Source organism: Clostridium sp. (assembly GCF_051650885.1).
Classification (GTDB): domain Bacteria; phylum Bacillota; class Clostridia; order Clostridiales; family Clostridiaceae; genus Clostridium.
The window spans coordinates 1-3,727 of record NZ_JBOFRG010000261.1 but is presented as its reverse complement, the minus strand read 5'-3'; the positions used below and the strand labels follow the sequence as shown (position 1 = coordinate 3,727).

At 34.4% G+C, this 3,727-nt stretch carries 1 protein-coding gene; it reads right to left on the bottom strand.

The window, feature by feature from the left end:
• Nucleotides 1–175 precede the first annotated feature (175 nt).
• The gene (locus ACRC28_RS12490) at nt 176–3,391 is read right to left on the bottom strand and encodes an RNase H-like domain-containing protein (RefSeq protein ID WP_438543777.1); all 3,216 of its coding nucleotides are present in this window, start codon (nt 3,389–3,391) and stop codon (nt 176–178) included.
• Nucleotides 3,392–3,727 lie beyond the last annotated feature (336 nt).

The window sequence follows — 3,727 nt, the reverse complement described above, 5'->3', positions numbered from 1 at the left end:
GAAGATGATTTTGAAGTTGAATTTAATTTTATGAATTATATTCGTTATGCTCTTGTTGGGTTTTTAAGTTTTGTGTTCTTGTCATTAGATATTTCATTTAAAGACTCTTTAGATCAAAATTTAACAAATCCAAACTGTTAAGAATATAAGTTAAGGGTTATTTATTTAAAATTTTTTAAATGGTTTCACAACATGCCGCCGCTAAATCGCTTGCGGGTTTCTCTCCCCCGTCTCTAAGTTGATCTGAATGACGTTTCAGATATCTTCCATTTTCTAGTCTGATTCTATAAGTGTCATAGCCTAGTACCTCCGTGATTGTGCCTATTCTATCAAACTTTGGCTGTCCTTTGTACTTGTGAATTTCATTCTTTATAAAGACAAGGTCATTTGCTTTAAAGATTTTAACTTTACTTGTTGAGTTCTTTAAAGTGTTTGCTTTCACTGTTTTTCTAAATATATTAGTTCTAAGCTGGTCCCAATGTATCGAATTCCTTGCTTCTTCTGGGGACAGTCCAATTTTTGAGTGGGTTACTCTATTATATACACTGACTGCCTTGAGAACCCGATGTTTAAGTGATCTTTTATTTGACTGTTTGTTTATAGCTTCTAACAAAGTTCTATTGAACCTTTCTACCCTCCCATTAGATTGATGATGGTGGGGTGTAGTAAAATGCCTCTTAATTTCTTTCATCCTGCACCACTCTTCAACTTCTTTTGAGAGATTTTCCTTCGCTGAATCTGAGATTAGTGTTTTCATTGGTATTACTTTATAAACTTCTTCTAGGAATTTAACTAAACCTTTTGACTCTCTGCTCTTTAAGACTTTTGCAAATCCAAATCTGGTAAAATAGTCTATGGCTGTTATTATGTACTTGCCTTCTATGGGACCTATGATGTCAAAGGCTGTTTTCTCTCCCATCTCATAAGCCTGGATATCTCTAGGCCTCCCTACTCTGATAGGGTTGTATAGTTTGCATTCTACACAACTTTCTAGAACTTTTCTACATTCTATCTCAGATATCTTATCTTTATATCGTTTGTTATATTCTTCCGTTGTAATTTTCCCACCTCGATGGACCAGTTCCTCATGTAAACTCAAAATTTTTGACTCTTTCTCTGTGTTTTCAATCATGTTTACAGACACTTCCCTTGATGACTGAGCCAATCTGCTGAGCCCATCTACATGTGGAATATCCTCTCCTGGTTTATACTCCACTTTGAAATTGAATTGTTGTATTCTTTCAATCCATCTAATAATCCTCGCGGATTTAATTTCTCCTTTGCTATTAAGAGCCTTAAGTGCTATATGGTCTGTAATCAATATGAATTCTCGTCCTTTCAAAAAATACTCAAATTTTTCCATGCTCCACAAGGCAGCAAGCATTTCCTTCTCGCTGATACTGTAATTTTTCTCCGTTTCACTTAATGTCCTTGATGCAAACATTATCGGCATCTTTTCATTTTCAGTAATCTGGCTTAGAATTGCTCCTAAGCCATTGTTTGAGGCGTCAGTCTCCAAGTAAAATTCTTTGTTATAGTCAGGTTGATACAAAACCTTCTCACTTAGTAGTTCACGTTTAAGTTTTTCAAATGTATCTTCTTGTTCCTTAGTCCAAACAAACACACTATCTTTTTTTAGCAGTCGGCTGAGAGGTTCTGATTTTTTTGCACAATTTTTAATGAATTTTCTGTAGTAATTCACTGTTCCTAGGAATCGTCTAACATCCTCCACATTATTAAGTTTCTTTAAGTCTCTTATTGCCTGACCATTATCCAATTCTGATATGATCTTATTTTTAGACAATCTATGTCCTAAGAAGGTAATTTCTGTTTTTCTCAATTCAATTTTTTCTCTATTAGCTATGAGCCCACCTTTTATAAGTTTTCTGAGTACTCTTTTAAGACCTTCATCATGTTCTTTTTGTGTCCTACCGAAGACTAATATATCATCTACATAAACGAAACATGATTTGCCAATTTCTTCTTCTAGCACCGTGTCCATTAAACGTTGAAATACCGCTGGTGAGTTTTTAAACCCCATTGGCATTCTAGTCCACTCATATAGTCTATTCTTTATTCGGAAGGCTGTCTTGTGCCTATCGTTAGAATGAAGTGGAATTTGGTAGAAGCCGTCTTTTAGGTCTATCTTCGTCTTGTACACTTTATCATTTAATTTGTATATCATTTCCATCATGTCTGGCAAAGAATACTTGTCTAGGATAACTAAATTATTCAGACACATAAGGTTAGCGGTTAACCTAACTGTCCCATTGGGTTTCATCACGGGGCTTACTTTGTTCAACCATGTAGACTCAGAGGGAACAATGTAACCTAATTTCAATAATCTTCTTACTTCTTCCTCCACCTTATCTTCCATAGCTTGTGGAATCTTAGTAGGTTTTGACACCACGATTTCTCCGGGTATTGTGTCAATTTTGCATTCGTAATTTTTAACTTTCCGATTTTTCTTCTGACATAACTTTTCTATTAAAGTATCTATGTCATCAATACTATCTATGTCATCCTCTTTCTCACCTCTTATCCATTTTTTTCCTAGAATTATCAACTCATCCATCCTTTTGGGCAATATGAAGAACTCCTCTGTATATAATTTTTCATTATATTTGAAGGTAGCTGTTACCTTCTCAGTTATAATAAACTTCTCATTTAGACATGTAAAACGTTCCAGTGGGTTATTTAATAGAATTATAGGTAGTCCAGTTCTATAAATGGCGCGCCTGGTGATATAATTGTCTTGAGCACCCGTATCTAACAAACACGGGATTTTAACGTTATTAAGATAGATATAATTATCTTTATTAAGTAAATCATCTTGAGGAATTGCATTAATCTGTTTTTTAACGTTACCTTCTATCCTTTTGGATCCTTTATTTACCATCTCTGCCTTCTCCTTTCGCTTCTTAGCGCGTTCGAACCCCAGTTGGGCAATCTTGTTGGCCTCATGAATAATCTTAAATACTTCTTCGGTGATTCTAGTCTGTCCCACTAATGCAAGGCGGATATAATCCCTGTTTCTCTGTAGGCCGTTTCTAAAGACACCTAGAATGATTTGATCTGTCAATAATAGTGACTTTCCGTCCTTATTTATTCTTTTCAAAAAATCTTCTGGTTCCTCACCTACTCCTTGTTTCGCTAAAAGAAAATCCTCCGGGCTCACTCTTTTGGAGAAACACTCTATGAGTTTTTCTTTCCAATCTTCATAAACTAACGACACTTCTCGTTTTCCATTCCAATGATCTTTGTGCCACTCGATGATGGCATCCTCTGAGTTTCTTAAGATCAATTTAATCTTCCCGGCGTCTTTTGCGTTACTCCATTCGTCCTCCAATTCCATCCTATAAATGTCGTTTTTTATGTTTTTCTTAGTCACTCTGTATTGCTTTGTACACTTATCTTGTTCTAATCCATTGTTCTCCACCATGTTAAGAATATAAGTTAAGGGTTATTTATTTAAAATTTTTTAAATGGTTTCACAACAGTATTAAAATTGCTTTACGACTTTATCTAATCCTTAACTGATAAAACTTTAAATAAATAATTCTAATACAAGATGTTTATTTGATAAACGAATGTTCTTTAATTTCTTCTTAGCTACATTTTTTAAATGATCATAAACGTACACATCCCTCTCACATCATTACTTAACATTTTATTCGTTTTGAAACTTTTTAATTAATTCCATAATCGCAGATACGGGCACATCATT